This is a genomic window from Streptomyces sp. NPDC046859 (assembly GCF_040645135.1).
In the GTDB taxonomy this organism is placed as follows: Bacteria; Actinomycetota; Actinomycetes; order Streptomycetales; family Streptomycetaceae; genus Streptomyces.
In genome coordinates, this window is record NZ_JBEYXR010000008.1 from 68521 (window position 1) to 92783 (window position 24263).

Annotated in this window: 26 protein-coding genes and 1 pseudogene; 8 read left to right on the forward strand and 19 right to left on the reverse strand. The window is 70.3% G+C overall.

Annotation, left to right across the window (positions count from 1 at the left end):
• Window positions 1–22: 22 nt before the first annotated feature.
• Window positions 23–994 carry a VTT domain-containing protein gene (locus ABZ899_RS14360; RefSeq protein WP_361345364.1) on the reverse strand — a complete coding sequence of 324 codons (972 nt, stop codon included), beginning with the start codon at window positions 992–994 and terminating at the stop codon, window positions 23–25.
• 136 nt (window positions 995–1130) lie between these two features.
• Between ABZ899_RS14360 and ABZ899_RS14365 the strand changes: the two genes are divergently transcribed.
• The gene (locus ABZ899_RS14365; protein WP_361345366.1) at window positions 1131–1499 is read left to right on the forward strand and encodes a YbjQ family protein; all 369 of its coding nucleotides are present in this window, start codon (window positions 1131–1133) and stop codon (window positions 1497–1499) included.
• Between the two features lie 18 nt (window positions 1500–1517).
• Here ABZ899_RS14365 and ABZ899_RS14370 read toward each other — a convergent pair whose 3' ends face one another.
• Entirely contained in the window at window positions 1518–2279 is a 762-nt protein-coding gene (locus ABZ899_RS14370) for a MerR family transcriptional regulator (RefSeq protein WP_361345368.1), read from the reverse strand.
• An 87-nt stretch (window positions 2280–2366) separates the two neighbouring features.
• Here ABZ899_RS14370 and ABZ899_RS14375 point away from each other — a divergent pair, with 87 nt between their 5' ends.
• Entirely contained in the window at window positions 2367–3794 is a 1428-nt protein-coding gene (locus ABZ899_RS14375; RefSeq protein ID WP_361345370.1) for a glutamate decarboxylase, read from the forward strand.
• 15 nt (window positions 3795–3809) lie between these two features.
• Here the strand turns inward: ABZ899_RS14375 and ABZ899_RS14380 are convergent, their stop codons facing one another.
• The 5 genes from ABZ899_RS14380 to ABZ899_RS14400 form a co-directional block, all read right to left on the reverse strand.
• Window positions 3810–4532, reverse strand: a complete 723-nt coding sequence (locus ABZ899_RS14380) for an ABC transporter permease (RefSeq protein ID WP_361345780.1) — start codon at window positions 4530–4532, stop codon at window positions 3810–3812.
• 35 nt (window positions 4533–4567) lie between these two features.
• Entirely contained in the window at window positions 4568–5533 is a 966-nt protein-coding gene (locus ABZ899_RS14385; protein WP_361345372.1) for an ATP-binding cassette domain-containing protein, read from the reverse strand.
• 72 nt (window positions 5534–5605) lie between these two features.
• Window positions 5606–6247 carry a PadR family transcriptional regulator gene (locus tag ABZ899_RS14390; RefSeq protein ID WP_361345374.1) on the reverse strand — a complete coding sequence of 214 codons (642 nt, stop codon included), beginning with the start codon at window positions 6245–6247 and terminating at the stop codon, window positions 5606–5608.
• Window positions 6248–6257: 10 nt separating this feature from the next.
• Complete coding sequence (locus ABZ899_RS14395) at window positions 6258–7718, reverse strand: aldehyde dehydrogenase family protein (protein ID WP_361345376.1); 1461 nt, start codon at window positions 7716–7718, stop codon at window positions 6258–6260.
• Window positions 7719–7809: 91 nt separating this feature from the next.
• On the reverse strand, window positions 7810–8634 hold the full coding sequence (locus ABZ899_RS14400) for a helix-turn-helix transcriptional regulator (protein WP_361345782.1): 825 nt from the start codon (window positions 8632–8634) through the stop codon (window positions 7810–7812).
• A gap of 353 nt (window positions 8635–8987) precedes the next feature.
• On the opposite strand from ABZ899_RS14400, the gene ABZ899_RS14405 reads away from it, so the two are divergent.
• Window positions 8988–9470 (forward strand): ATP-binding protein, encoded by a 483-nt coding sequence (locus ABZ899_RS14405; RefSeq protein WP_361345378.1) that lies wholly within the window; start codon window positions 8988–8990, stop codon window positions 9468–9470.
• A 114-nt stretch (window positions 9471–9584) separates the two neighbouring features.
• Here ABZ899_RS14405 and ABZ899_RS14410 read toward each other — a convergent pair whose 3' ends face one another.
• The 4 genes from ABZ899_RS14410 to ABZ899_RS14425 all read right to left on the reverse strand — a co-directional run bounded on the left by ABZ899_RS14410 (window position 9585) and on the right by ABZ899_RS14425 (window position 11233).
• Window positions 9585–9803 (reverse strand): DUF397 domain-containing protein, encoded by a 219-nt coding sequence (locus tag ABZ899_RS14410; protein ID WP_361345784.1) that lies wholly within the window; start codon window positions 9801–9803, stop codon window positions 9585–9587.
• A gap of 173 nt (window positions 9804–9976) precedes the next feature.
• Complete coding sequence (locus ABZ899_RS14415; protein WP_361345380.1) at window positions 9977–10495, reverse strand: SRPBCC domain-containing protein; 519 nt, start codon at window positions 10493–10495, stop codon at window positions 9977–9979.
• A complete protein-coding gene (locus ABZ899_RS14420; protein ID WP_361345382.1) occupies window positions 10492–10845 on the reverse strand; it encodes a metalloregulator ArsR/SmtB family transcription factor in 354 nt (117 codons plus the stop codon). The genes ABZ899_RS14415 and ABZ899_RS14420 overlap by 4 nt, the downstream gene beginning before the upstream one ends.
• A 16-nt stretch (window positions 10846–10861) precedes the next feature.
• Entirely contained in the window at window positions 10862–11233 is a 372-nt protein-coding gene (locus ABZ899_RS14425; protein ID WP_361345384.1) for a VOC family protein, read from the reverse strand.
• Between the two features lie 238 nt (window positions 11234–11471).
• Between ABZ899_RS14425 and ABZ899_RS14430 the strand changes: the two genes are divergently transcribed.
• Window positions 11472–11972 carry a hypothetical protein gene (locus ABZ899_RS14430; RefSeq protein WP_361345785.1) on the forward strand — a complete coding sequence of 167 codons (501 nt, stop codon included), beginning with the start codon at window positions 11472–11474 and terminating at the stop codon, window positions 11970–11972.
• A 47-nt stretch (window positions 11973–12019) separates the two neighbouring features.
• Window positions 12020–12550, forward strand: a complete 531-nt coding sequence (locus tag ABZ899_RS14435) for a DUF4232 domain-containing protein (RefSeq protein WP_361345386.1) — start codon at window positions 12020–12022, stop codon at window positions 12548–12550.
• Between the two features lie 6 nt (window positions 12551–12556).
• Here the strand turns inward: ABZ899_RS14435 and ABZ899_RS14440 are convergent, their stop codons facing one another.
• Window positions 12557–13675, reverse strand: a complete 1119-nt coding sequence (locus ABZ899_RS14440) for a DUF2786 domain-containing protein (protein WP_361345388.1) — start codon at window positions 13673–13675, stop codon at window positions 12557–12559.
• A 129-nt stretch (window positions 13676–13804) separates the two neighbouring features.
• On the opposite strand from ABZ899_RS14440, the gene ABZ899_RS14445 reads away from it, so the two are divergent.
• Complete coding sequence (locus ABZ899_RS14445; protein WP_361345390.1) at window positions 13805–14575, forward strand: Clp protease N-terminal domain-containing protein; 771 nt, start codon at window positions 13805–13807, stop codon at window positions 14573–14575.
• A 34-nt stretch (window positions 14576–14609) separates the two neighbouring features.
• Window positions 14610–16322 carry a bifunctional 3'-5' exonuclease/DNA polymerase gene (locus ABZ899_RS14450; protein ID WP_361345392.1) on the forward strand — a complete coding sequence of 571 codons (1713 nt, stop codon included), beginning with the start codon at window positions 14610–14612 and terminating at the stop codon, window positions 16320–16322.
• A gap of 61 nt (window positions 16323–16383) precedes the next feature.
• Here ABZ899_RS14450 and ABZ899_RS14455 read toward each other — a convergent pair whose 3' ends face one another.
• The 3 genes from ABZ899_RS14455 to ABZ899_RS14465 form a co-directional block, all read right to left on the reverse strand.
• Entirely contained in the window at window positions 16384–17277 is an 894-nt protein-coding gene (locus tag ABZ899_RS14455; protein ID WP_361345394.1) for a glycosyltransferase, read from the reverse strand.
• A 95-nt stretch (window positions 17278–17372) separates the two neighbouring features.
• Window positions 17373–18773: a Tat pathway signal sequence domain protein gene (locus ABZ899_RS14460; RefSeq protein ID WP_361345396.1), complete on the reverse strand. Its 1401-nt coding sequence runs from the start codon at window positions 18771–18773 to the stop codon at window positions 17373–17375.
• A gap of 628 nt (window positions 18774–19401) precedes the next feature.
• Window positions 19402–19596, reverse strand: coding sequence for a hypothetical protein (locus ABZ899_RS14465; RefSeq protein WP_361345398.1), 195 nt, complete (start codon window positions 19594–19596; stop codon window positions 19402–19404).
• A 179-nt stretch (window positions 19597–19775) separates the two neighbouring features.
• On the opposite strand from ABZ899_RS14465, the pseudogene ABZ899_RS14470 reads away from it, so the two are divergent.
• Window positions 19776–19997, forward strand: a pseudogene (locus ABZ899_RS14470) (bifunctional DNA primase/polymerase); the annotation flags it as partial.
• Between the two features lie 317 nt (window positions 19998–20314).
• On the opposite strand, the gene ABZ899_RS14475 reads toward ABZ899_RS14470, so the two are convergent.
• From ABZ899_RS14475 to ABZ899_RS14490, 4 genes are all read right to left on the reverse strand, one after another.
• Window positions 20315–21352 carry a DUF3883 domain-containing protein gene (locus ABZ899_RS14475; RefSeq protein ID WP_361345400.1) on the reverse strand — a complete coding sequence of 346 codons (1038 nt, stop codon included), beginning with the start codon at window positions 21350–21352 and terminating at the stop codon, window positions 20315–20317.
• 383 nt (window positions 21353–21735) lie between these two features.
• A complete protein-coding gene (locus ABZ899_RS14480) occupies window positions 21736–22176 on the reverse strand; it encodes a hypothetical protein (protein ID WP_361345401.1) in 441 nt (146 codons plus the stop codon).
• Window positions 22177–22559: 383 nt separating this feature from the next.
• The gene (locus ABZ899_RS14485) at window positions 22560–23153 is read right to left on the reverse strand and encodes an ATP-binding protein (protein WP_361345403.1); all 594 of its coding nucleotides are present in this window, start codon (window positions 23151–23153) and stop codon (window positions 22560–22562) included.
• 102 nt (window positions 23154–23255) lie between these two features.
• Window positions 23256–24014: a GntR family transcriptional regulator gene (locus tag ABZ899_RS14490; protein ID WP_361345405.1), complete on the reverse strand. Its 759-nt coding sequence runs from the start codon at window positions 24012–24014 to the stop codon at window positions 23256–23258.
• Window positions 24015–24263 lie beyond the last annotated feature (249 nt).

The window sequence follows — 24263 nt, forward strand, 5'->3', positions numbered from 1 at the left end:
GCGAGCGGGCCGGTCGGTGGCCTCAGTAGCCCTGGTCCGGCGGGTACTGCTGGTTCTGCCGGCCGTAGCCCTGCGGGTACTGCTGGGCGTACGGCTGCTGGGGCTGCTGCTGCGGGTGCTGCCGGCCGTGGGACCGCTGGTCGTGGCCCTGGTCGTCGTAGCTCTGCTGCCGACCGTGGTCCGGCTGTCCGCCCTGGTCCTGCTGCTGCCCGTAGCCGTACGGCCGGTGCCCGGTCTGGCCGCCGTACGGCTGCTGGGGCTGGTCGTGGGACGGGATGCGGCGCAGCTGCGTCGTCGCGTCGTCCATCGGCTGGTACTGCTGGTGCTGCTGTGCGTACTGCCCGTCCTGGGCCGCCGGGGCCTGGGCGGCGGCGCGCTTCTTCTTGCCGCGCTCGCGCAGGTACTCGATGAGGATCGGGACCACGGAGACGAAGACGATCAGGACCAGGATCGCCTCGACGTTTTTCTTGATGAACGGGATCTGGCCGAGCCAGTAGCCCGCGAGGGTGACACCGGTGCCCCAGGCGACGCCGCCGATGACGTTGTACGTGAGGAAGGTGCGGTACTTCATACGGCCGGCGCCCGCCACGATGGGGGCGAAGGTCCGCACGATCGGCACGAAGCGCGCCAGCACGATGGCCTTGGGGCCGTACTTCTCCATGAACTCGTGTGCCTTCTCCAGGTTCTCCTGTTTGAAGAGCTTGGAGTTGGGGCGGCTGAAGAGCCTCGGGCCGAAGAACTTGCCGATCATGTAGCCGACCTGGTCGCCGATGACGGCGGCCAGCACGATCAGCGTGCAGACCAGCCACAGGGGCTGGCTGATGTAGTGCCCTTCGGCGACGAACAGACCCGCCGTGAACAGCAGGGAGTCCCCGGGCAGGAACGCGAAGAGGCCGGACTCCGCGAAGACGATCAGCAGGATGCCGGGGAGGCTGAAGGTCTCGATGAGGTAGTCCGGGCTGAGCCACTCGGGGCCGAGCGCAAGCGTGGTCACGGGATTGTGGCTCCTGGGGGGAAGGGGCGGGCATCGGTCACGAGCGGGTCAAAAATATCAACGCGCAACCGGTGTCCCGGGTTCCATGGACCCGTTCAGGATGCACTGTGCCACCCCGGCGACCAAGCTGTGGGGCATGGGCATCGAAGACTACGGCGGCGGGCAGGGGCCGCGCCCCGACGTTCTTGTCGTGACCACGAACGACGTTCCCGGGCACCGCGTGACGGAGGTCGTCGGAGAGGTCTTCGGACTGACCGTGCGCTCCCGGCACGTCGGAAGCCAGATCGGCGCCGGGCTGAAGTCGCTGGTCGGCGGGGAGCTGAAGGGCCTCACCAAGACGTTGGTGGAGACCCGCCGCCAGGCCATGGAGCGCCTCGTGGAGCAGGCACGCGCGCGGGGCGCCAACGGGGTGCTGGCCTTCCGCTTCGACGTGACGGAGGCGGCCGACGTGGGCACCGAGGTGTGTGCCTACGGGACCGCGGTGGTCCTGGCCCGGGAGGAGTAGCGGGCCCGGGCCAGGACCTCAGGCGGAGTGCCGGTCCGCGTTGGCGAGAATGGCGTCGTGCAGGTGCCGGGCGAAGCCGGGCCGCATGGTGTCGTAGAACGCGGTGAAGCGTGCGTCGGAGACGTACATCTCGGCGAGGCACCGGTGCATCGGGTGGCCGCACTCGTAGTACCAGGCGCCGATGTGCCGGCGGTGCTCCTCGGCCAGGTCCATGGCGGCCTGCCCGGTGGCGGGCTCGCCGGCGTCCATCAGGGCGATGTAGCGCTCGCTCCACTCGGCCGCCTCCGCCTGGATCCGCTTCCAGTCCTCCTTGGTGTAGGTCGCGGCGCGGCGCTGCGACTCGGCGTACGCCTCGGTGCCGCCCCAGCGCCGCTGGGTCTCCTCGGCGTACTGCTCCGGGTCGTTCTCGCCGAAGACCTCGAAGCGCTCCTCGGGCGTGAGGTTGATTCCCATCGTGCGTGCCTCCATGGCGTGTTCCACTGCCGCCGCCATCTTCTGCAGCTTCTCGATCCGGGCGGTCAGCAGCTCGTGCTGCCGGCGCAGGTGTTCGCGGGGGTCCGCGTCCGGGTCGTCGAGCAGGGCGGCGACCTCGTCGAGGGGGAAGCCGAGCTCGCGGTAGAACAGGATCTGCTGCAGCCGGTCGAGGTCGGCGTCGCTGTAGCGCCGGTGGCCCGCGTGGCTGCGCTCGCTGGGCACGAGCAGGCCGATGTCGTCGTAGTGGTGCAGGGTGCGCACCGTCACTCCGGCGAACCCGGCGACCTGTCCCACGGAGTAGCCCACTTCCGCTCCCTTCCCGGTACGTGCTCCACGGTGCGCCCTCACGCCGCGTGAGGTGCAAGCCCCCAGGCCCGGGCCTACCGTCGAGATATGGCACTGCACCGCGGGAACAGCGAATCACCGGACGTACGGGACGGCGGGCGCAGGCTGGCCGTCAATCCCTTCTACGGCGAGGCGAACCCGGTCGCCGGCATGGTCGAGGCCCCGCCCACCCATCGCCTCCCGGACGCCCCCATGTCGCCGTCCACGGCGTACCAACTGGTGCACGACGAGCTGATGCTGGACGGCAACTCACGGTTGAACCTCGCCACCTTCGTCACCACCTGGATGGAGTCCCAGGCGGGGGTGCTGATGGCGGAGTGCCGGGACAAGAACATGATCGACAAGGACGAGTACCCGCGCACCGCCGAACTGGAGCGGCGGTGCGTGGCGATGCTCGCCGATCTGTGGAACGCGCCCGATCCGTCGACGGCCGTGGGCTGCTCCACGACGGGTTCCAGCGAGGCGTGCATGCTCGCGGGACTGGCGCTGAAGCGGCGCTGGACGAGCCGCAACGCCGACCGGTACCCGTCCCGGGAGGCCCGCCCCAACCTGGTCATGGGCATCAACGTCCAGGTGTGCTGGGAGAAGTTCTGCAACTTCTGGGAGGTGGAGGCCCGGATGGTCCCGATGGAGGGCGAGCGCTTCCACCTCGATCCGCAGGCGGCGGCCGAGCTGTGCGACGAGAACACCATCGGGGTCGTCGGCATCCTGGGCTCCACCTTCGACGGGTCCTACGAGCCGATCGCGGACCTGTGCGCCGCGCTGGACGCCCTCCAGGAGCGGACGGGCCTGGACGTCCCGGTGCACGTGGACGGCGCGTCCGGCGCCATGGTGGCGCCCTTCCTCGACACGGACCTGGTGTGGGACTTCCGGCTGCCGAGGGTCGCCTCGATCAACACCTCGGGGCACAAGTACGGGCTGGTGTACCCGGGCGTCGGCTGGGCGCTGTGGCGGAACAAGGAGGCACTGCCGGAGGAGCTGGTGTTCCGGGTGAACTACCTGGGCGGCGACATGCCGACGTTCGCGCTGAACTTCTCGCGGCCGGGCGCCCAGGTGGTGGCGCAGTACTACTCGTTCCTGCGGCTGGGCCGGGACGGCTACCGGGCGGTGCAGCAGACGGCGCGGGACGTGGCGGGCCGGGTCGCCGGCGCCGTGGACAAGCTGGACGACTTCCGGCTGCTGACCCGGGGCGACGAGTTGCCGGTGTTCACCTTCACGACGGCGCCGGACGTGACCCGGTTCGACGTGTTCGACGTGTCCCGGCGGCTGCGGGAGGCGGGCTGGCTGGTGCCGGCGTACACGTTCCCGCCGAACCGCGAGGACCTGTCCGTGCTGCGGGTGGTGTGCCGCAACGGCTTCTCGGAGGACCTGGCGGACCTGTTCGTGGACGATCTGCGCCGCTCCCTGGTGGACCTGCGCCGGCAGCCGCACCCCCTGACCCAGGACAAGGGGGCGGCCACCGGGTTCCACCACTAGGGCCTTTCGGCGCGGTCAGCGGCTCAGCCGGGCGAAGCGGCGTACCGCGAGGGGGAAGAAGACGGCGAGGAGCGCGAGGGGCCAGAGGACGGCCGCGGGGACGTGGTCGGTGCCGGTGCCGGCGAACAGGTCGCGGACCGCGGTCGCCGTCCGGGACAGCGGATTCCACTCGACGACCGTGGCCAGCCAGCCGGGCATGGACGCGGGTGCCGCGATGGCGTTGGACAGGAAGCCCACCGGCCAGACGAGGATCTGCACCGCCTGCACCATCTCCGGCTTTCCGGCGACGAGGGCGAGGTGGATGCCGATCCACAGCATGGCGAACCGGAACAGCAGCAGCAGTCCGAGGGCGCCGAGGAAGCCCGCCGGGCCGCCGGCCGGGCGCCAGCCGAGGGCGAGGCCGACCGCCGTGAGGACGAGCACGCCGAGCGTCGACTGGAGCATGTCGGCGACCGAACGGCCCACCAGCACCGCCCCGTTGGTCATCGGCATGGACCGGAAGCGGTCGATGACGCCCTTGTCGAGGTCCCGGGTGACGGCGATCATCGTGCCCTCGAGACCGAAGGCCATGGTGAGCGCCAGCATCCCCGGCATGAGGTAGTCGAGGTAGGCGCCGCCGACGCCCCGGCCGCCGCCGACGAGGTAGCCGAACATCAGCAGCAGCATCACGGGGAACAGCAGGCCGACCGCGACGGGCACGGGCTGCCGCGCCCAGTGGGCGAGTTCCCTGCGGGTCATGGTCCAGGAGTCGGTCAGGGCGTGGGCGGGGGTGGTCACACGGTCTCCTTCACTCGCTCGGGGCCGCCGGTGAGGTGCAGGAAGACCTCGTCGAGCGTGGGCCGGCGCAGCGCGATGTCCTCGGCCTCGATCCCGGCCTCCTCCAGGGCCCGTACGACCCCGGCGAGAGCGGCCATCCGGTCGGTGACCGGGGCGCTGAGCAGCCGCCGGTCGGGGTCGACGCTCACCTCGTCCTTCGGTACGGGCAGCAGGGCGACCGCGGCGCCGAGGGCGCCGGCGTCGCGCAGGACGACGTCGATGCGGTCGCCGCCGGTGAGCGCCTTGAGCCGGTCGGCCGTGCCGTCGGCGACGACCCGGCCGCCGTCGACGACCGAGATGCGGTCGGCCAACTGGTCGGCCTCCTCCAGGTACTGGGTGTTGAGCAGGACCGTGGTACCGCCGCCGACCAGGGAGCGGACCGCGGACCAGACCTCGGCGCGGCCGCGGGGGTCGAGCCCGGTGGTGGGCTCGTCCAGGAAGAGCACGTCCGGTTCGGTGATCAGGGACGCGGCCAGGTCGAGGCGGCGCCGCATCCCGCCGCTGTAGCGCCGGACGGGTTTGCGGCCGGTGTCGGCGAGACCGAAGCGCTCCAGCAGCGCGTCGGCGCGCAGCCGCGCCCGGCGGGCGCCGAGGTGGTGGAGCCGGCCGAACATCTCGAGGTTCTGGTGGCCGCCCAGCTCCTCGTCCACGGCGGCATGCTGGCCGAGCAGGCCGATGCGCCGGCGTACCTGGTAGGCCTGGCGCACGACGTCGTGACCGGCCACCTCGACGCGGCCGGCGTCCGGCCGCAGCAGGGTGGACAGGATGCGGACCAGGGTGGTCTTGCCGGCCCCGTTGGGGCCGAGCACGGCGTGGACGGTGCCGTGGGCGACCGTGAGATCGAGCCCGTCCAGTGCGTTTTTGCCGGTGGTGCCGCCGTACCTCTTGCGTACCCCTTCGACGGTGATCGCCGCTTCGGTCACAGGGACTCCCTCGCTAGTCAAACTTGACTACCCCGCGAAACTACTGCCCTCGGGAGGGTTAGTCAAACTTGATTAGCGACTGTCCTCGGGGTGCGGCTCCCCTGTGGCGTACGGGTTCTCCTCACCCGCGGCCAAGATGCCGACGAACGGCTCGCCCTCGTCCGCGAAGGTGTAGGCGCCGCCCTCGACACGGTCGATGAGGCCGCGGGTCCACTCGCCCTCGGAGTCGGCGGTGTGGACCCACATGTTCATGATCTCGCCGATGTGGCCGAGCTGTTCGGGGCCTTCCTCGGGCACGTAGTGCTTCAGGACCGCCGCCCGCCACTCCTCGATCCGCCGGACGCGCTCACGCAGCAGTTCCACCGCCTCCGCGCGCGGCAGGTCGACCAGGAAGCCCACGGCGGCCGTCTTCATGTCCCCGCGCTGGTCATAGGTGACCAGCGCCTCGCGCAGCAGCCGGAAGTACTCCTCGGTGCCCTCGCCGGTCACCTCGTACTCGGTGCGCGGCGGACCGCCCGCCGTGGACGGGGCGATCTCGTGCGCGTGCAGCAGTCCCTGCTTCGCCATCTGCTTGAGCGCGTGGTAGATCGAGCCCGGTTTGGCGTTGGACCACTCGTGCGCGCCCCAGTACTCCAGGTCGTTGCGCACCTGGTAGCCGTGGGCGCGGCCGTGCATACGGACCGCGCCCAGCACGAGGAGACGGATGGCTGACATGCCGTCCAGGTTAGAACGGGAATCCGCTGCGGCCGTGCTGCACGGAGATCCACTTCATGGTGGTGAAGGCGTCCAGCATCGTCTCGCCGTTCAGCCGGCCGAGACCGGAGTGCTTCTCGCCGCCGAAGGGGACGATCGGCTCGTCGTGGACGGTGCCGTCGTTCACGTGGAACATGCCGGAGTCGATCCGCTTGGCGAAGGCGACCCCGCGCTCGACGTCGGCCGTGTGCACGGCGCCGCTCAGGCCGTACGGGGTGTCGTTGACCAGCCGTACGGCCTCGTCCTCGCCGTCGAACGGCACGAGGAAGACGACCGGGCCGAAGACCTCCTGCCGCAGCAGCGCGGAGTCCGCCGGGAGATCGGTCAGGACGGACGGCTCGACCAGGTTGTCCGTGGCCGTGCCGTGCACCAGGGCCGTCGCGCCCTCGGCGAGGGCCTGGGCGACCGTGCCGGTGAGCGCCTCGGCCTGCGAGGAGTTGATGACCGGGCCGATGACGGTCTCGGGGTCGCGCGGGTCGCCCACCTTGAGCGACTTCACCTTGGCGACGAACTTCTCGGTGAACGCGTCGGCGACCGTACGGTCCACGAGGACGCGGTTCGCCGCCATGCAGACCTGACCCTGGTGGACGAACCGGCTGAAGACGGCCGCGTCGACGGCGTAGTCGAGGTCGGCGTCGTCCAGCACCACCAGCGCGCTGTTGCCGCCGAGTTCGAGCACGGAGCGCTTGAAGTGCGAGGCGCAGACGGTGGCGACGTGCCGGCCGACCTTGTCCGAGCCGGTGAAGGAGATGACCTTGGGGACCGGGTGCTCGATGAACGCGTCGCCTATCTCGGCGATGTCGGTGATGACGACGTTGAGCAGACCGGCCGGCAGACCCGCCTCCTCGAAGATCTTCGCGACCAGCGAGCCACCGACGATCGGGGTGTTCTGGTGCGGCTTGAGCACCACGGCGTTGCCGAGCGCGAGGGCCGGTGCGACCGACTTCAGGGAGAGCAGCAAGGGGAAGTTGAACGGGCTGATGACACCGACGACACCGACCGGCACCCGGTAGACGCGGTTCTCCTTGCCGTCCACCGGCGACGGGATGATCCGGCCCTCGGGCCGCAGCGCCAGATGGACCGCCTCGCGCAGGAACTCCTTGGCCAGGTGCAGTTCGAACGCGGCCTTCAGCCGGGTGCCGCCGAGCTCGGCGACGATCGCCTCGCCGATCTCCTGCTCGCGCTCCTCGACCACGCGCAGCGCCTTCTCGAAGACCGCCCGGCGGGTATAGGGGTTGGTCGCGGCCCACTGCTCCTGGGCGCGGGCCGCCGCCCGGTACGCCTCGTCCACCTCGTCGACCGTGGCTATCGTGATCGACGCCAGCTTCTCGCCGTCGTACGGGTTGAAGTCGATGATGTCCCAGGAGCCTGTGCCCGGGCGCCACTCACCGTCGATGTACTGCTGAGCCAGGTCGGTGAAACAGGACGACATGTGATCCCTCGATCCCTTGCAGACATCCGATCGGCGCGGTCGCCATCGTGATCGTCCTCACGGTCTGATCACACGTCATCGTACGTGCGTCTCAAAGGAGTTGGCGGAGTCCCCGGAGAAGATCCCGGCTCTCGTCGGGGCCCGGACTGTCCTGCTGGAGCTCCTTGAGGGCGAGCTCGTACTGGGCGACGTCCTCGCGCTTGTCGAGGTAGAGCGCGCTCGTGAGCTGCTCGAGGTAGACGACGTCGGAGAGGTCGGACTCGGGGAAGCTGAGGATGGTGAAAGCGCCGGACTCGCCGGAGTGCCCGCCGAAGCCGAACGGCATGACCTGCAGCCGGACGTTGGGCCGCTCGGAGATCTCGATGAGGTGCTGGAGCTGGCCGCGCATCACCTCGCGGTCGCCGTACGGCCGGCGCAGGGCGGCCTCGTCGAGGACGATGTGGAACTCGGGGGCGTTCTCCGAGACGAGGTACTTCTGCCGCTCCAGGCGCAGCGCGACGCGCTTGTCGACGTCGGACGGGCTCGCGCCCTTCATGCCGCGCTTCACCACCGCGTGGGCGTACGCCTCGGTCTGCAGCAGGCCGTGCACGAACTGCACCTCGTAGGCGCGGATCGAGCTGGCGGCGCCCTCCAGGCCGACGTAGGTGGGGAACCAGCTGGGCAGGACGTCCGAGTAGCTGTGCCACCAGCCGGCGACATTGGCCTCGCGGGCCAGAGAGAGCAGGGAGGCGCGCTCCTGCTCGTCCGTGATGCCGTACAGCGTCAGCAGGTCTTCCACGTCACGTGTCTTGAAGCTCACCCGGCCCAGCTCCATCCGGCTGATCTTCGACTCGGACGCGCGGATCGAGTATCCAGCCGCCTCACGGGTGATTCCGCGCGCTTCCCGCAGTCGCCTCAGTTGCGAGCCGAGCAGCATGCGTCGCACCACCGATCCGGGCTCTCCCGCGCTCACGTTCGCCAGCCTCCCCAACCCGTCTTCCCGGCCCGCAGTCTGCCACTAAAACACTTCGAGCAGTACTCGCCCGATTACAGAGACGGCAAGAAGCCAAGGATTCCACTCGTGAAGCAGCGGCGGAAGACAAGAAGAGGGGGTGAAGTTGGCGGAAAAAATGGCCAACAAGCGGTACGGGAATGGCCAATTCGGTCACGTGCACGTGCATCTGCCCTTGCATCTGCTCTTAGCTTCCGAAACCATGGTTCCGCGCAACCGCTGCATCGCCACGACCGCGAACCCCGGGAGTGCCTCGCATGGGGACGAATGGATCGACCATGCTCGAGCCGTTACGGCAGGGCCTTCCGCCACTGGACCCCGCAGCCGTCTCCAACGCCGCCTCCTGCGCCCTGCCGGCCCGGTACGAGGCCGTCCGGGAAGCCCGCGGCTTCACGCGCCGCACCCTGGACCAGTGGGAGCTGGGCGACCGCTTCGACGACGTCTGCCTCGTGGTCTCCGAGCTGGTGACCAACGCCCTGCGGCACGCCCTGCCGTCGAACGCCCCCCGTGTCTCCGAGCAGCCCCCGCCGGTGCGGCTGCACCTGATGCGGTGGACCGAGCGACTGGTGTGCGCGGTGCGCGACCCCAGTCACGACAGCCCGGTCGCGGGCGACTCGGACGACTTCTCGGCGGAGTCGGGCCGGGGGCTGTTCCTCGTCGACGCCTTTAGCGACGGCTGGGGCTGGCACCCGATGGCGGGCACCCTGGGCGGCAAGGTGGTCTGGGCGCTCTTCCGCCTCCAGCCCGGCCGCACGGACTGAGGAGACACCGGGTGCCGCGATGCCACGGTTCTACGCGCGTCATCGCGGCCGGGGCGCCGGACGCGCCCTTCCGGGGCCGGGGTGCGGTCCGGGGCCGCGGTACGGCCGGCGGCGTCAGCCGACGACCAGGTGGTCGAACTCGCCGTCCTTGACGCCGAGGAGCATCGCCTCGATCTCGGCACGGGTGTAGACGAGGGCCGGGCCGTCGGGGAAGCGCGAGTTGCGCACGGCGACATCGCCGCCGGGCAGCCGCGCGAACTCCACGCAGGAACCCTGGGAGTTGCTGTGCCTGCTCTTCTGCCAGGCCACCCCGTCCAGCTCCGTGGCCGCCATGCCGTTGTACACGTCGTGGTCCACAGGTCGCTCCCCGATGGTGCGGTGGCTCTTCGCCATGAGGCATGAGGTGATGCAGTGGTGCGTGTGCCGGACGACTGCTTGCGGATCATAGCCCGGTTTCACGTGCAAATGCATGAGCAGATGCACGTGCACGCGCGGTGTTCCCGTGGTTACTCCTGAGACGTGCGCGAACCCCCCATGCCTTCCAGCGCGTGCCCCAGGGATCGCATCACATGAGTGCGCCAGCCCCCGCTCATGATCTTCCGCGCCATGAGCTGAGCGGGGTCGTCCGGATCGAACCCCTCGTGCACTAGAAAAAGACGCGTTCCTCGCCCTTCTTGTTCCAATCTCCAAGTAATCGTCCAGTCAACGGAGTTGGACGAGGAGGAGTCGCGCCACCGGACGCTCAGCATCCGCTCGGGCGTGTAGGCGAGGACCTCCGCCTCGACCGTGCCGGAGAAGTCGGTGTTCGGCCGCGGCACGGAGGTCATCGTGTATCGGTGCCCGACCTCCAGCCGGAACGCCTCGGCCCCCTGCATCTGCCACTGCACGAGCAGCTCGGGCTCGGTCAGGGCGCGCCAGACCTTGGCGGGCGGGTGCGGGAAGTACTGGTCCACCCGGATGACGGTGAGGTCGTCATCGGGGGGCCCGGAGGCCGGTTCGGGGCGGCGGCCCGGGTCTGCGCTCATGTCGGGTCATCGTCGGGCATACGGTCGAGCAGATCGCCGAGGTCCTTCAGACGCTCGCGCCAGAACCGCTCGTACGGATGGAGCCAGTCCTGCACATCGGCGAGCGGAGCCGCCTCCAGCCGGTAGATGCGCCGGCGGCCGGACCGCTGCTCGGAGACCAGTCCGGCCTCGCGGAGCACCCGCAGATGCTCCGACAGGCTGGGCCGGCGCATGGCGAAGTGCGCGGCCAGGTCCTGGACCGCCTGGGGCCCGCCGTCGCGGAGCAGTCGCAGCACCTCGCGGCGGGTGCCGTTGGCCAGCGCGGCGAAGACGCGGTCCTGCGGCGCCTCCTGGACCCCGGTCGTGGTCATTCCCGTCCCTCTCCGGTCAGTGAGCGGCCTCCGTCAGCAGCATCAGGCCGTTGCCGTCGGGGTCCTGGAAGCCTGCCATGCGGCCCCAGGGCACATCACCCGGGCCCTGTACGGCGACCCCGGCCTCCGCGAGCCGTGCGCAGTCCGCGTCGACGTCGGTGGTGACCAACATGATCCCCCGCGTCGTGCCCGGCTCGAAGCCGCCCATCCCGGGACCGGAGAGCGTGAAGACCGTCTGCGCGCCGTCGGGCGCGACCTGGAGCCATCGGCCCTGGGGCGTGGCGAGATCGGCGACGACGCGGAAGCCGAGGACGTCGGTGTAGAAGCGCAGGGCACGGTCCTGGTCGGCGACGGGGAGCGTGACGAAAGAGGCGTGGGTGATGGTCATGGCACGAGAATAGGTAGGAGATTCCCTACGCGTCAACCGTAGGGGATTTCCTATGCGTCAACCGCGCTCCGTCTGCCCGGCCCGCCGCACGGAAGTCCCGTCCTTCTCAGCGACCGGGAACCGACTCCCTGGTAACTTGCTGCGGTCGTTTCGGCCACGCCCGGCCGATCCGGCCATGCCGACCGCTACAGCTTGGGGGCTCCCAGTGACCTCGGCGACTTTCCCGCGTACGCGCACCATGTCGGGCCGGTGGGCCAGGAATGTGGCCGTGGCCGCGTCCCTGGCAGGGGTGCTCGCGCTCAGCGCGTGCAGCGGAGGCGGCGACTCCGACGGCGACTCCGCTCCCGGCGGCGCCTCGACCGGTGCCGGCGCCGGCACCGGCGCTACTGGAGACGGCTCCGGAGGCGGTTCGGCCGCGCCCGCCGGCGAGCTGGAGGGAAGCTGGCTGGCGACCACCGACGGCAAGGCCGTGGCCCTGGTGGTCACCGGCGACAAGGCCGGGCTGTTCGCGACCGGCGGCTCCGTGTGCAGCGGAACGGCCGGTGAGCAGGGCGGGAAGCAGACGATCCGCCTGAAGTGCACGGACGGCAACAAGGACCGGGCGGCCGGGACCGTCGACTCCGTCGGCAAGGGCGAGCTGAAGGTGACCTGGAAGGGCGACCTCGGCGTGGAGACGTACACCAAGGCGGAGGGTGGCAAACTGCCCACGGGCCTGCCCACGGCCGGTCTGGGATCGTGATGCCCGATCGGTGACCGGCTCACCGACGCGACTCTTCGAGGACTCCCATGCGCACCATCTCCGTCACCGCCACCGTCGCCGCCCTCGCCGCGGCGCTCCTCCTGACGTCCTGCGACGACGCGGGGGACGGGAAGAACAGCCCGGACACCGGGGCCGCTTCCGGTTGCGTCGGCGATCTCGCCGTGCGGTTCGGGCCCGCCAACGCCGCGCCCGCCGCCGGGGACACCGGCAACGTCCCCGTCACCGTCACCAACCGCGGGGACGCCCCGTGCACCGTGGAGGGTCTGCCCGGCGTGGAGCTGGTCGCCGGGAACACGACCGCCGCGGTCCCGGCTGCGGACGCCGCCTCGGCCGGGAAGGCGACCTTCGCGAAGGGTGCCTCGCTCGCCTTCACGCTCACCTACGTCCGCGGCGAGGAGGGCGGCGACACCTCCCTCGCGGCGCGGACGGCGACGGTGCGGCTGCCCGGGGCCGCCCGGACGCGGAGCTTCAAGTGGGCGTACGGCGCCGTGGCCCTGAAGAGCGACGGGCGCACGCCGGACGCCTCGGTGACCGGCTTCCAGCAGTCGACGGACTGACGACGCTCAGGTCAGCGGCCGGCGTGGGTCCACGCGGGCCCGGTCGGCCGCTTCCGCGCCCTGCGTCCAGCCCGCGTCGTCGCTCACCCCGCGCAGCCGGGTCGTCGTGGTCCGCGGGAACATGCTGTCCAGGCGATCGGTTACCGCCACCTCGCGGGACGCCAGGACCGGCAGCAGGTCGTCGGTCACCTGCGTCCGCGCGGCGGCGGTGAGGCGGACGCTCACCCGATGGGCGTAGGACGCCAGGAACGACTGCCGGAAGGTCTTGGTCCGCTTGCGGCCGCCCGCCCGCTGGGCGGCCTCCGCCTTGGTCATCGCGGTCTGGGCCTGCACGAGCAGTGAGGTGTACAGCAGCTCCACCACCTCCAGGTCGGCCTCGAACCCGACGACGGTGGAGAAGCCGAACGGCTCGTTCCACACGGCGCGGCAGTGGTTGGCCCGCGCCACCGCGTCCAGCAGCACGGCCTTGGCCTGCTCGTACGGCGGCTCCACACCGACCCGGCAGGCGCCCGGCGTATCGGCGGACGCGGCCGGCGCACGGGAGGCGACGAGCGCTTCGTCGATGCTGTGCCGGGCCATCAGCTCCTGCGCCTTGGCGGTCAGCGCCTCGGCCTCCTGCGGGAACCCGGTCGCCTCGGCCTTGGCGAGCAGCGCGCGCACCCGGGTGAGCATGCGGGACTCCGGGCGGGCGGCCCCGCCGGACGGGGCGGCCGTCTCCTCCAGGGGCTCCAGCGCGGGCAGGCGCAGCAGCAGGCGGTACAGCTCCAGGACGGCGGTCGCGTGCGAGAAGCGGTCGGCGCGGGCCGGGTCCTCGCCGGGCAGGGCGTCGAGCTGGGCCCGCCAGCGGGGTCCGCGCGCCCGGTCCCGGGGCGCCTGGGCCCGGACCAGCGCCGCCAGCAGGCGTACGTGCACGTCGTCCAGGTCCCGCCGCACCAGCCGTACGACGTCGGCGGGCTGCCAGCCGCGCCGCCAGGCCGCCGCCACGAACTCCTCGCCGCGCCGGGCCAGTTCGCTGTCGGACGAGGGGTCGGCGGCGAGCAGCGAGGCGCCCGTGTCGAGCGTCGCGTGCTCGGTGTCGCAGAGGGCGGCCTCGAAGGCGCGGTCGACGGTGCTGGGCGTGCTCACCAGGCGATCGTAAGTCTGTTCAAGACCCCTTCCGTCCCCGTACCGGGCTGTACCGGGCGGTATCGGACGGCGAAATCGAACTGTCAACCACCGGTTGACACCTCCTCGCTGTCAACCTACGGTTGACACATGTCGACGAATCCCAGCATCACGTCATCCGTCCGTCTCGACGAACTCATCGCGGCCATCAAGAAGGTCCACGAGGAACCCCTGGACCAGCTCCAGGACGCCGTGATCGCCGCCGACCACCTCGGCGAGGTGGCGGACCACCTGATCGGCCACTTCGTGGACCAGGCACGGCGGTCCGGCGCCTCCTGGACCGACATCGGCCGGAGCATGGGCGTCACCCGGCAGGCCGCGCAGAAGCGTTTCGTGCCCAAGGAGGGCAACGACCTCGACCCCCAGCAGGGCTTCGGCCGCTACACCCCGCGCGCCCGCAACGTGGTGATGGCCGCCCACAACGAGGCCATCGCGGCCCGCAACCCCGAAGGGCGCCCCGAGCACCTGGTCCTCGGCCTGCTGGCCGAGCCGGACGGCATCGCCGCGAAGGCCATCCTGGACCGGGGCGTCCTCCTGGACTCCGTGCGCCAAGCCGCCACCGCCGCCCTGCCGTCCCCCGCCGACGAGATCCCCGAGCTCATCCCCTACGGCTCCGACGCCAAGAAGGTCCTGGAGCTCACCTTCCGCGAGGCCCTGCGTCTCGGCCACAACTACATCGGCACCGAGCACATCCTGCTGGCCCTGCTGGAGTTCGAGCACGGCTCCGGCGTCCTGTCCGGCCTCGGCATCACCAAGGAGGCCGCCGAGGCGTTCATCGCCGAAGCCCTCGCGCAGTACCTCCGCAGCGGGGAGCAGACCGCCCGGGAGGCGGCCCGCGAGGGCGGCACGGCGCAGGGCTGAGGCCGATGTCGGACCCGGGTGCCACACTCGCGGCATGACCGACCGCTGGGCGCTCGCCCCGGCCGAGGACGGCGGCGCGGAGATCGCCCCCCTCGGCCCGGACGGGCTGCTCGCGGGGCCGGTGCTGCGCGTACCCGACCTCGCGGAGGCGGTGCGCGGACGGCCCGGGGTCACCCGCTGGGTGTGGCGGTCCACCGCCGAGGTCTATCCGCGCCTGCTCGCGGCGGGCGTGCGCGTGGAGCGGTGCTACGACATCGAGGACGCCGAGACCCTCCTCCTCGGCCACGAGGGGCGGCACGGCACGCCCAGGTCGGCCGCCGCCGCCCTCGCCCGGCTGCGGGGTGGCCCGGTGCCGCCCGACCCGCCGCAGCGCGCCGCCGAGCCGGGCGCCCAGTCCTCCCTCTTCGACCCGCAGGCGATCCCCGTGCCGCTCGCCGACCTGGCCGAGGTCCACGCCGACCAGCAGCGGCGGCACGACCGCACCGCCCACCCCGACCGCATGCGGCTGCTGACCGCCGCCGAGTCGGCGGGCATGCTCGTCGCCGCCGAGATGAACCGGTCCGGGCTGCCCTGGAGCGCCGACGTCCACCGCCGGGTGCTCACCGACCTGCTCGGCGAGCGGTACGCGGGCGGCGGGGAGCCGCGCCGGCTGGCCGAGCTGGCGGACGAGGTGTCGGCCGCGTTCGGGCGCCGGGTGCGGCCCGATCTGCCCGCCGATGTGATCAAGGCGTTCGCCCAGGCCGGCATCAAGGTCCGGTCGACCCGGCGGTGGGAGATCGAGTCCGTCGACCATCCGGCGGTGAAGCCCCTCGTCGAGTACAAGAAGCTGTACCGGATCTGGGTCGCGCACGGCTGGTCCTGGCTGCAGGACTGGGTGCGCGACGGGCGGTTCCGGCCCGAGTTCCTCGCGGGCGGCACCGTCACCGGGCGCTGGGTGACGAACGGCGGGGGCGCCCTGCAGATCCCCAAGGTGATCCGGCGCGCGGTCGTCGCCGACCCGGGATGGCGGCTCGTCGTCGCCGACGCCGACCAGATGGAGCCCCGCGTGCTCGCCGCGATCTCCCGGGACCCCGGGCTGATGGAGGTCGCCGCGCGGGAGAGCGACCTCTACCAGGCCGTCTCCGACCGCGCCTTCTCCGGCGACCGCGCCCAGGCCAAGCTCGCCGTGCTGGGCGCCGTCTACGGCCAGACGTCGGGCGACGGGCTGAAGAACCTGGCCGCGCTCCGCCGCCGCTTCCCCCGGGCGGTCGCGTACGTCGACGAGGCAGCGCGGGCCGGTGAGGAGGGGCGGCTCGTGCGGACCTGGCTGGGGCGGACCTCGCCCCCGGCCGCCGGGGCGTCGGACGAGGCCGCCGAGGAGGCGGGCATCCCCGTGCCGGACACCCCGTCCGGGCCGGACGGACCGGCGGACGGGTCCGCGCCGCAGGACTGGGTGCCCGGCTACGCCTCCACCAACGCCCGCGCCCGCGGCCGCTTCGCCCGAAACTTCGTCGTCCAGGGCAGCGCGGCCGACTGGGCCCTGCTGCTGCTCGCCGCGCTGCGCCGGTCCTGTGCGGACATGGCGGCCGAACTGGTCTTCTTCCAGCACGACGAGGTGATCGTGCACTGTCCCGAGGAGGAGGCCGAGGCCGTCGTGGCCGCCATCCGCGAGGCGTCCGCGCTCGCCGGACGGCTCACGTTCGGGGACACGCCGGTGCGGTTCCCGTTCACCACGGCGGTGGTGGAGTGCTACGCGGACGCGAAGTGAGGGACGACCGGACCGCTCCGGCGCGCTCTCGGACGACCGTACGGTCCCTCGGTCCCGCGTCTCAGATGACCGGCGGCCGGCCCAGCCGGGTGAGCCGTCCCACCGTGCGCCAGCGCATGGGCCGCCGCTCGCCCGCGGGTTCCCTGACGCCCTCCAGGAAGCCGCCGAACCAGGCCCGCAGACCGGCCGCCGACCGGGTGCGGGCGAGCGTGAGCAGCATCCAGATCCCGAGGTGGACCGGGATGAGCGGGAGCGGCAGACGGCGCCGGGTCAGCCAGACCCGGTTGCGGGCGTTCACGCGGTAGTAGATGGCGTGCCGGGCCGGCGAGGTCTTCGGGTGCTGGAGGAGGAGTTCGGGCGCGTAGAGGATGCGCCAGCCGGCGTCGACCGCCCGCCACGCCAGGTCGGTCTCCTCGTGCGCGAAGAAGAACTCCGCGGGCCAGTCCCCGGTCTGCGCCAGCATCGCCATGCTCAGCGCGTGCCCGCCGCCCAGGAAGCCCGTGACGTAACCGCCGCGCAGCGGATCGGACTTGCCGATCCTCGGCACGTGCCGCTGCTGGGTCTCGCCGCGCTCGTCGGCGATACGGAACCCGACGATGCCGAGCCGGTCGTCGGCGGCGTACAGATCCCGTACCCGGCGCAGCACATCGGCGTCGACGAGCAGGCCGTCGTCGTCCAGTTCGACCACGACGTCGACGTCCCCGAACGCGCGCAGCCGCTCCAGGGCGGCGTTGCGCCCGCCGGGGCAGCCGAGATTCTCGTCGAGTTCGATGCCGGTGAACTCGCCGGGCAGGGAGAGGCGTTCGACGAACTCGGGCAGCGGGCAGCCGTTGCCGACGACCACGATGCGGTGGGGGGCGAGGTCCTGCTTGGCGACGGACTCCAGCAGCGCGTCGACCTCCACGGGCCGGTTGCCCATGGTCACCACGGCCACGGCGATCCTCGGTTCCGTCATGCCCGTCCCTCGTCCGTCTCGTCCGGCTCCCACCATCATCGGCGTGATGCTAGTGGTTCACCGGGACGACGTGCCGCGTTCGCCCACCGCCCCGTTCAGGCCCGCAGCGGATTGAAGCGCTCGGCCGCCATCACGTACCAGGCCGTGGCCCCGAGATGCCGGTACGGGTAGTACCCGAACCCGAACCCGGTGTCGATCGGGCTGCTGGCCGACACCACTCCGGCCCGCGCGGGAAGAGCCCGCCCGCCGACCGTCTGGCCGTCGCCGAGCCGGTCCTGGGCACGCTCGATCGAGTCGAGCAGCCGCCGCGCCCGGGCCTCGTCACCCCGGCCGTGCCGTTCCCGCAGGGAGAGCGCGAGGTGGGCGGTGCCCTCGAACCACACACCGTTGCGGTCCGGCCTGGGCTGCCCGTCGGCGATCGGGGCGCCCTCGTCGGCGAGGAGACTGGCCGAGCTGAAGGTGACGCCCTCGTACGACTGCCCCGCCGGAACCGTGCTGTTGGGCCGGCCCGCGTGGTCGAGGACGGCCAGGTGGCGCGCGGCCCAGTCCAGGGAGCGGGCCCGGGACCGCGCGTCGAGGGCGAGGTACGTCCAGGTCTGGGTGTCCTCGGGGATCGGCGAGCGGTTGACGGTCACCCCGTCGTTGGTGCCGGTGTAGAAGAAGCCGCCGTCCGCCTCCCACATCCGCTCCACGAAGGCCCGGGCGTGGGCGCGCCGCTCCCGCCAGACGCGGTCCCCCGTGAGCCGGGCGAGCCGGCCGAAGAGACCGACGAGGTCGGTGTTGTGCTCGGTGGAGGAGAACGGCAGCTTCGCCCCGGCCCCGTCGACCCCGAACTTGTAACCGCCGAGGGGCTCGTCGTCCGTACGCCCGTTGCGCTCGATCCACTCCCCGATCCGCACGGCACCGTCACGGAAGCGGCGCTTCCCGGTCCGCCCGGCCAGCGCGGCCAGTGCGATCCCGGCCCAGGCCATGTCACCGACGGCCGTCCCCGTGAACCCGAACTGCGTTCCCACGTTGGCCGTGCCGTCCGCCCGCACGAACCCGTCGGGCTGGAGCGAGCCGTCGTAGAAGGTGTACGGCCCCACGTTGTACGCCTGCCGCAACCGCCCGTCGTCATGGACGGGGTCGTGCGACTGGGCGTACAGCAGCGCGTCCCCGAGCGCGACCGCGCGGGCGTGCGCGTCCGGCGTCCGCGCGGCGAGCAGGGCGAGGATCGCGAGCCCGTTGTCGTAGGTGAAGGCGGTGCTGAAGAGACCGGCCTGGTCGGTGTAGCTCTGGGCGAGCCGGATGCCGCCCTGCTCGGGATAGGCGTCCATGGCGGCGGCGAGGAAGGCCACCGCCCGCCGCCCGGCCGATCCGGCGCCGCTCCCGCCGGAGGAGACACCCGCGTGTGCGGTGCCCGCGCCGGCCGCGGTGAGCACGGCGGCACCGATGCCGGCCCCGAGGAGCGAGCGGCGGCTGAGCGCCGGGCCCTGTCTGTCGCTGAAGTCGGTCATGGATCTCCCTCGGGCCGGAGCTGGAAGCACGGGTGAGAGCGGGCCTCGGACGGCCTTTGAGAGCGCTCTCAGGGATGCGCGCTCATTCTGCTGGCGGCTCCTGGCCGGGTCAACGCCCCTGTCATAGGAAGAACTTGGCGGCCGCTGAATTCCGGGGCCGGGACCGGGGGCCGGGCCGGGCCGACAGTGTCAACCTCTCCGTGCGACGGCCGGGCACCCGACGGCGACGGCTGGGACCGAGGCCCGGACATCGGCCGGACGCGGCAGCCTTCCGGCGGACAGGGGAGACAGCTGACCACCGTGGTGACGCACAACGTCGCGTCTGTGGGCAGCTCCCCGACGACCATGACCGGCCCGGCCCGCGACTGGCGCACCGACGGGGACGTCGCCCCGAACGACCACGCCAGGGCGCCGAAGGCGCCGGCCGACTGCGCGGGTCCGGCGATGGCGCGGATCGGCGCGCTCATGGTCGGCCGCCACGTCTTCGACGGGAAGCGGTACTTCGGCTCCGCCGACACCCACCACCTGCGCGACGACCCGCACACGGTGATCCGGGGCGACCGCGTGCGGCACCTGCGCTTCCGCGCGGGGCGCGACGGGACTGTCGACGTACGCCCAGGTCGTGTCGCTAGCGCACCACCTTCGCCAGGAGCGAGGCCACGTCGGCGAGGAACTGGAGCCAGGGCCGGGCACGCTCCGCCCGCCGCCCCAGCCGTCCGCCCCATCCCCCCGACCGACGGCTCTCCCGCCGGCTGAGCGCCCTGTCACGCACCCGCTGTAAGCCCTTGATACGCCGCGCCCCGATGCGCCTACGTCGCGTCATACGGGGACGCTAGCGACGGCGGACGCCGCACCGCAGGGCAGAGGACCGCCAAAGGGCGAGGCCGGTTATTGGCGGTAACCGTCAGACCGTCACACGACGGCCCCGACCGACGCGAGCCGCTCACACCCCGCACAACTCCTCGCCGTACGCGCCTAGCCAGCTGGACCCGTGCGCCCGCCCTGCTCGCCTCCGCGCTCACGGCGGCCGAATGCGGCTGGTCCGTCATCCCGCTCCCCGGCAGCAAGCGCCCCGCGGGGGACGCCGAACGCGCCTGCCCCCGCACCGGGCGCTGCACGGGCGGGCACCGCATCCCGGAGGAGCGCGCCACCACCGACCCAGCCCTGACCCACGCCGCCTGGGCCCAGCGGCCGTGCGACGTCGGCATCGCCACCGGCCCGGCTACAAGCGTGGCTGCCCTGAGCCTGCGCCTGGGACCGCCGACACCCGCGCGGCCCGCTCCCTACGCCGTCGCCGCATCCGCTGACGCGAAAAGCCCAGCTCAGGAACATCTGAGCTGGGCTTCGAATGGAGCCGCCTTCGGGATTCGAACCCGAGACCTACGCATTACGAGTTGTCCGATCTTGGTCCAGGGGTGTCCGCCGCCGTTCGCCGTGCTGCTTACCCCCCTGGCCAGATGGCCTGCCGGACGTTAACGGATGCGGCCGGATCACCTCGGAGTCAACGGCAAACGAGACCACGACTGAGACCGCAGGGCCGACTACAGAGAAGGTCGCCCCCCGTGGCCCCCCGCTGGCAGCGGGTAGCGGTAAGCGGTCGCGACAAGCTCGCCCCGTGCCGGTGACCAGTCGCTCCATGAACGCCAGCGTCCCCCATGGCAGCGGAGGTCATCACCGAGTTCGATTTGATCTATCACTACCAGGCAGGTGGAGACGCCTTCGGCGTGGCGAACCTCCCCCTCGGTCAAGTCGATAGCCTCGCGGGTAGTGGTGCTCCCCTTTACCTCCACGTGGACCTCGGTCCCGTTCTTGCGAGCGGTGATGTCCCACGGTGAGTGAGCACCCACGTCCTCAACCTCGTAGCCGTGTGAGCGGTAGTGGCTGAGCACGAGGTCCATCGCATGCCGCTCGACGGCCTGACGCCGTTGTACGTCCCGCTGCCGGCCGTAGCCGGTGGCCGCCCTGCGCTGCTTGGGTAGCGAAGCGGGCGACAGGTCGGGGACTTCCGGCTCGTGGGGCTCGGAGACGGCGGTCTGGCGCAACTCCCGGAGCTCTGGGAGCTCTTCGACTAGTGCCAGCGGAAGCTTGGTCAGGTAGCCCTGCGCAGCACGAAGAGGCCGCGTACTTGACAGCGCGAATGGGAAGTAGACGGGCTCCCCGACTGCCTCTATGAGGCGATCCCGCAGAGCTCGGATCGTGGGCTCGATCTCACGGAGCCGACCCTGAGTGACAGGTTGCTCCAACCTTCGGTAGCCGCCGAGAGGAGCTTCCCAAGCGGGCTCCGGACCGGACGCGCTCCGCTGCCGTCCGTAGGTGCCCCGGCTCTGCCAGGTGATCGTGGAGGCGAAGGCCTCACCTCGAATGTGGGAGTACCCCACCACGCCAGGACCGTGGTTTTTGTCCCAGTGCAGAACGAGATCGCCGGGCCGTACCTCGCGTACGAGCGAGTAGGACCAGTACGGCTTGCCACTATCGTCGACTTGAGGCGCGAGCAGGTTGGTGCCGATGTCCTCGCGGTTCGTGATCTCCACCCAGTAACGCTCGTTCGGGTCGCTCCTCCACCACGTGTTGATGGCCATGGTCCCCCTGACTCTCAAGATCGGGCTGTCGCTGATCCTGTCAGGTCTAGTGGATCCAGCGGTTCGGCGTGCACCTTTCTCACAGCGACCGGGGGTGGCGACCTCTTCGTCCCGACGCGATCAGCCCTTCTAGGACCTTGCTCCGGAGCCTTTCACTTGCTCGCTCCGCTCCGGAGCTGTCCGGGAGGGTTCCGGCTCGACTGCTTCGGTTGGCCCCCTGTTTGGCCCTCCCCGTGCTGGACCACGAGGGGCTTACGGTCAAGCCCCTCGACGTGCCGAGCAGAGATGGCATCGGCTGTGGATGAGCCGTCCTTCTAAGCTCGTAAAGGCTGCCATGTTGCATCGCAGCCCCACGCCTTTTCACAGTGATGTCTACACCGTGATCAATCAGTGGCATCCTCGTACGTCTGCGTTATTTCATGCACAACCCCCTTGACGTTTTCAATCGAGGATTGCGCCAAGTCCACTCCCTGATTGAAGACGAACAAGACGCCCATTAGAGTTACGACTGCTGCGCCGAGCTTCCCGCGAAAAGGGGACGTTGAGGGCATTCCGCCAACGGCTTGTGTCAGGGAACCAACTAGACCCTCTGTCTGCTGCGCGACCCTTGCGCCACCAAATAGGCCGACATTGTCTATCAGCCAAATGAGATGTTCCACTTGCCCATGTAGGCGATCTCGTACACTTTCATCAATTTCTCCCGAAGGAATATTTTCCAATAGTTGAATCCACTCCTCGCAGCGATCCTTGAGATCCGACAGTTCTCCGCCGCGAGGTGCCGCTGAACTGCCAGCCAACGTCCCCGCGATGAGATCTGCGGTCACCGCCAACATGTCAAGGTCTTGGCTGGATATGACGTTCTGGCACCCTACATCTTGGCTCCAAATGGCGTTCGGGAACGTAACGGCCGACCACCATGCGGGGAAGTACTGTGAAATTCTTTCGCGTTGACGTTCTGGTAGGGCATCAACATCTTGACATGTCGCATTGAGAAGACCCGAAGTCTCGGAATGAAAGCGTACGAAATCCCTACTTCCGTAGGGTGCCTCAAGCGCCTGAGCCCAACCCTCGTGAAGTTTACTCTTTCCAGAGTCTCGGACGCGCAGCAGGATGTCATGGAGGTGGTGCGCATTGGTGTTAGTGCTGAACCTACTCATACCTGCCCGAGTTTTCCTTTCGCTGACAAGTTAGCCCTCAAAGTTCGATGTCAGTGGCTCTCTTCGTCCTGTGACCCGGAACGTTCTTTCAAAGCTGCGATCACAACTGCAGGGTTACCGTCGTACAGCAGGTGTGGTTCGTCTGTCTGAGGGGGGATGAACCGGGTGCGGTACCGCTGGAGGTCGCTCTCGGAGAAGTAGATCGAGTTTGGATCGTCAGCGTGGAACTCGTTGCGCTTGCTGATCCTCGCCCATAGTTCGTCATGACTGGCTGCGAGGTAGACGAGTACAGGAGTGGCGCCGGCGTCGGTGGCGATCGCTTGCCACTTGGCTCGGTCCTCCGGGGTCCAAAAGCCGTGGTCGACGACGACGTCGTGCCCGGCCTTGAGCTGTTCCCGGAGGTCGACCGCCACGTCTTCGAGGACGGGTCGTTCAAGGGTGGGGAAGAGGCCCCGCGGGAAGTCCACGCCATAGACGCCGTGTCGGCTGAACATCTCTTCGTCTGGGCATAGTCGTATGAACCCGCGGGCGGTCAGGGCCCGGGAGAGAGTCGTCTTGCCGGAGCCGGGGAGTCCGGCCATAAGGACACAGAACGGCGGGTGCGGGCGCATCGGTCTCGTCATGGTTCGGGAGATGGCGGCCACCTCCGCTTCAGCTTCGGACGTGATTGTGCCAGCCTGGCGGGCCGCCAGTAAGTGCATCCGGGCGGCCTTCGAGCACGTTCATGAGCGTGTCATCCACAACCGTCACGGGGACACCTCCGATTCTGTGCGCCATGTCCGGCCTGGACCACCGAGGTCCACGCCGTACTCCACGATGTTGCCCTCACTGTCCACGAATTTAGCCGTCATCACGACCACCGGGTCCGCCAGCGGGTTGTCGGGGTCCAACTCCAGGAGTCGCGCGTACTCCGGCGTCAGTAGGCGGGCCGACGCGGTGTCGATGCGGTGACTGATCGGGTGACCGGTCGCCTGGGCGATGAGCTGGAGCGAGGTTCCCCCCGTCAGCCGCTCGCTTGCTGCAAGCTGAGGGATCAGCTTCCCGTACCGCGCGGGAATCCACGACGTGCTGTGGGCGACGATGCCATGCCGGTCCCTGTATACGCGGCTACGACGGACCACGTCGGAGCCGGGTTGAATGTCCAGCGCTTGTGCCACTTCATCGGGCGCGGGCACCACGGACGCCTGGTGCGAGTCGGACCGCTCACCCGCCCCCCAGCTAGACCCGGTACGGCGTCCCCGGTCCTGCCGCTGCGCGCCGGACGACATCGAAGCCGGCCGGTCCAGCACCTCGGTACCGATGCCGTGGATGCCACGGACAAGCCCTTCGTTGCGCAACTTGCGCAGGGCTTTCTCGGCTGTCGCCGTGCTCACCTTCCACTCTTCCGAGAGGTTCTTGATGCTCGGCAAGAGGGTGCCTGGCTGTAGCTGACCAGACGCAATCAGCTCTGTGTAGTGGGCGGCAATCTTCGCGTACGGCGCCCGATTGTCGGCCTGGCCTGCCATATCGTCCGCTCCTTGTCATCACTTCCCTGAGGTTCCCTAGCTTACCGCTTGACACCGCAGGGAACCCTAGGGAACCTTAGGGATGTCCCCGCCGGTCGGTTCGATTGAGCGGCGGTTGCTTCGACACACCTATGTCCGCCGCCCGGAGGGCCCCGTGAAACGGGCTCGAAGGAAGCGCCGGTTCCTTGACAACTAAATGAGGATCACGCCGCCTCTCCTTGGCCAAGTAGGCGGCCATGCGGGATCTCC

Bases quoted from the DNA above. Each gene is read 5' to 3' on its own strand.
- ABZ899_RS14365 (WP_361345366.1), top strand. From the start codon at position 1,131: ATGGGCATCGAAGACTACGGCGGCGGGCAGGGGCCGCGCCCCGACGTT.
- ABZ899_RS14445 (WP_361345390.1), top strand. From the start codon at position 13,805: ATGTCGACGAATCCCAGCATCACGTCATCCGTCCGTCTCGACGAACTC.
- ABZ899_RS14420 (WP_361345382.1), bottom strand. From the start codon at position 10,845: ATGACCACGACCGGGGTCCAGGAGGCGCCGCAGGACCGCGTCTTCGCC.
- ABZ899_RS14490 (WP_361345405.1), bottom strand. From the start codon at position 24,014: ATGGCAGGCCAGGCCGACAATCGGGCGCCGTACGCGAAGATTGCCGCC.
- ABZ899_RS14475 (WP_361345400.1), bottom strand. From the start codon at position 21,352: ATGGCCATCAACACGTGGTGGAGGAGCGACCCGAACGAGCGTTACTGG.
- ABZ899_RS14425 (WP_361345384.1), bottom strand. From the start codon at position 11,233: ATGACCATCACCCACGCCTCTTTCGTCACGCTCCCCGTCGCCGACCAG.
- ABZ899_RS14435 (WP_361345386.1), top strand. From the start codon at position 12,020: ATGCGCACCATCTCCGTCACCGCCACCGTCGCCGCCCTCGCCGCGGCG.
- ABZ899_RS14460 (WP_361345396.1), bottom strand. From the start codon at position 18,773: ATGACCGACTTCAGCGACAGACAGGGCCCGGCGCTCAGCCGCCGCTCG.
- ABZ899_RS14430 (WP_361345785.1), top strand. From the start codon at position 11,472: ATGTCGGGCCGGTGGGCCAGGAATGTGGCCGTGGCCGCGTCCCTGGCA.
- ABZ899_RS14415 (WP_361345380.1), bottom strand. From the start codon at position 10,495: ATGAGCGCAGACCCGGGCCGCCGCCCCGAACCGGCCTCCGGGCCCCCC.
- ABZ899_RS14390 (WP_361345374.1), bottom strand. From the start codon at position 6,247: ATGTCAGCCATCCGTCTCCTCGTGCTGGGCGCGGTCCGTATGCACGGC.
- ABZ899_RS14465 (WP_361345398.1), bottom strand. From the start codon at position 19,596: ATGACGCGACGTAGGCGCATCGGGGCGCGGCGTATCAAGGGCTTACAG.
- ABZ899_RS14450 (WP_361345392.1), top strand. From the start codon at position 14,610: ATGACCGACCGCTGGGCGCTCGCCCCGGCCGAGGACGGCGGCGCGGAG.
- ABZ899_RS14400 (WP_361345782.1), bottom strand. From the start codon at position 8,634: ATGCTGCTCGGCTCGCAACTGAGGCGACTGCGGGAAGCGCGCGGAATC.
- ABZ899_RS14410 (WP_361345784.1), bottom strand. From the start codon at position 9,803: ATGGCGGCCACGGAGCTGGACGGGGTGGCCTGGCAGAAGAGCAGGCAC.
- ABZ899_RS14395 (WP_361345376.1), bottom strand. From the start codon at position 7,718: ATGTCGTCCTGTTTCACCGACCTGGCTCAGCAGTACATCGACGGTGAG.
- ABZ899_RS14455 (WP_361345394.1), bottom strand. From the start codon at position 17,277: ATGACGGAACCGAGGATCGCCGTGGCCGTGGTGACCATGGGCAACCGG.
- ABZ899_RS14375 (WP_361345370.1), top strand. From the start codon at position 2,367: ATGGCACTGCACCGCGGGAACAGCGAATCACCGGACGTACGGGACGGC.
- ABZ899_RS14380 (WP_361345780.1), bottom strand. From the start codon at position 4,532: ATGACCCGCAGGGAACTCGCCCACTGGGCGCGGCAGCCCGTGCCCGTC.
- ABZ899_RS14405 (WP_361345378.1), top strand. From the start codon at position 8,988: ATGCTCGAGCCGTTACGGCAGGGCCTTCCGCCACTGGACCCCGCAGCC.